The 1,965-nt window shown below is 69.1% G+C and carries 2 protein-coding genes; both read left to right on the top strand.

Translation table 11 applies throughout. The annotated features are described in order from the left end of the window. Nucleotides 1-714: peptidoglycan recognition protein family protein (locus tag AC31A1_RS50685; RefSeq protein WP_489659796.1), on the top strand; the 714-nt coding region annotated here is incomplete at its 5' end. A gap of 151 nt (nt 715-865) precedes the next feature. After that, nucleotides 866-1,948, top strand: coding sequence for a mannose-1-phosphate guanylyltransferase (gene manB, locus AC31A1_RS50680; protein ID WP_489659795.1), 1,083 nt, complete (start codon nt 866-868; stop codon nt 1,946-1,948). Nucleotides 1,949-1,965 lie beyond the last annotated feature (17 nt).

Below are 1,965 nucleotides of genomic sequence, written 5' to 3'. Positions count from 1 at the left end.
ACCACCAACCGCACCGCCACCCCCCGCCTCGCCGCCACCGAGCTCCCGGCGCTGAGCAAGCAGGCCACGGAACGGGAACTGGTCGCCGTGGGCGGCAAGGTGCAGCCGTACATCGGCCCGCGCCCGCGCATCGTCACCCGGCACGGCTGGGGTGCCGACGAGAAGCTGCGGGAGAAGGGGTTCGTGTACACGAAGAAGGTCAAGGCGGCCTTCGTGCACCACACCGCGACCGGCAACAACTACCGCTGCTCACAAGCGCCTTCAGTCATTCGCGGTATCTACCGGTACCACGTCAAGAGCAGCGGCTGGCGCGACATCGGCTACAACTTCCTCGTCGACAAGTGCGGGACCATCTACGAGGGTCGCGCCGGGGGAGTGGCGAAGGCGGTCATGGGCGCCCACACCCTCGGTTTCAACACCAACAGCATGGGGATCGCGGTCCTCGGGACCTTCAGCAGCGCCAAACCGTCCTCGGCGGCAGTGACCGCCATCGCCAGGCTCACCGCCTGGAAGCTCGGCCTCTACGGGGTCAATCCGCGCGGCAAGACATACCTGAAGTCCGGTGGTGGCAATCTCTACCGAAAAGGAAAGAACGTACGACTCAATGTGATCTCCGGCCATCGGGACGGGTTCGCCACGGACTGCCCAGGACGGCAGCTCTACGGCAAGCTCGGCTCGGCCCGTTCCACGTCTGCCCGGTACCAGGGCCGCTGACCGGGGCGGACCGACAGGGGGGCCGGGGAAGGGTCTGCGGAACACCTGCGCAGCCGCACAGTGACGCGCGGCTGCGCAGATCCACGGTCTGCATACACTGGCCGGCCGAAAAAACAGTTCGGCCGGTCCCGGCAGGAAGCAGAGACGACAGGTGACAGAAGCGATCCTCCTGGTCGGCGGCAAGGGCACCCGGTTGCGCCCGCTCACGGTGCACACCCCCAAGCCGATGGTCAGGGCGGCGGGGGTGCCGTTCCTCACGCATCAGCTGGCGCGAGCGAGAGCGGCGGGCGTGGACCACATCGTCCTGGCCACTTCCTATCTGGCGGAGGTGTTCGAACCGCACTTCGGTGACGGTTCGTCCCTCGGCCTGCACATCGAGTACGTCACGGAGGACGAGCCCCTCGGCACGGGCGGCGCGATCCGCAACGTTGCCTCGCGGCTCCACTCGGGTCCCGACGACCCGGTCCTGATCTTCAACGGCGACATCCTGACGGGCCTGGACATCAGGGCCCTGGTCCACACCCACGAGACAACGGGCGCGGACGTCTCCCTCCACCTGACCAAGGTCACGGACCCGCGCGCGTACGGTCTGGTCCCCACGGACGAGACGGGCCGAGTCCTGGCCTTCCTGGAGAAGCCCCAGACCCCCGAGGAGATCGTCACCGACCAGATCAACGCGGGCGCGTACGTATTCCGCCGCTCGATCATCGACACGATCCCGGCAGGCCGCCCGGTGTCGGTGGAACGGGAGACTTTCCCGGATCTGCTGGCGGCCAGCGCCCACCTCCAAGGCCTGGTGGACTCGACGTACTGGCTCGACCTCGGCACCCCGGCGGCCTTCGTCCGAGGCTCGGCGGACCTCGTCCTGGGCCGGGCCCCGTCCCCCGCGATCCCAGGCCGCTGCGGCGACCGCCTGGTCCTCCCCACGGCCCGCGTGGCCGCCGACGCCAAACTGACGGGCGGCACGGTGGTGGGCGAGGGCGCGTTCGTGGCGGAGGGCGCGAGGGTCTTCGGTTCGACGATCCTGCCGGGCGCGGTCATCGAACCGGGCGCGGTCATCACCGACTCCCTGATCGGCACCCGGGCCCGAGTCGGCGAACGCTCCGTCCTCACCGGCACAGTCATCGGAGACGGCGCGATCATCGGCGCCGACAACGAACTCCGCGCCGGCATGCGGGTGTGGTGCGATGCGCGGATTCCGGCGGGGGCGGTTCGGTTCTCTTCGGACCAGTAGGTGGGGGAGGAGGAGAC

Source organism: Streptomyces sp. P5F9 (assembly GCF_057961495.1).
This window is presented reverse-complemented; position numbering and strand designations above follow the sequence as displayed.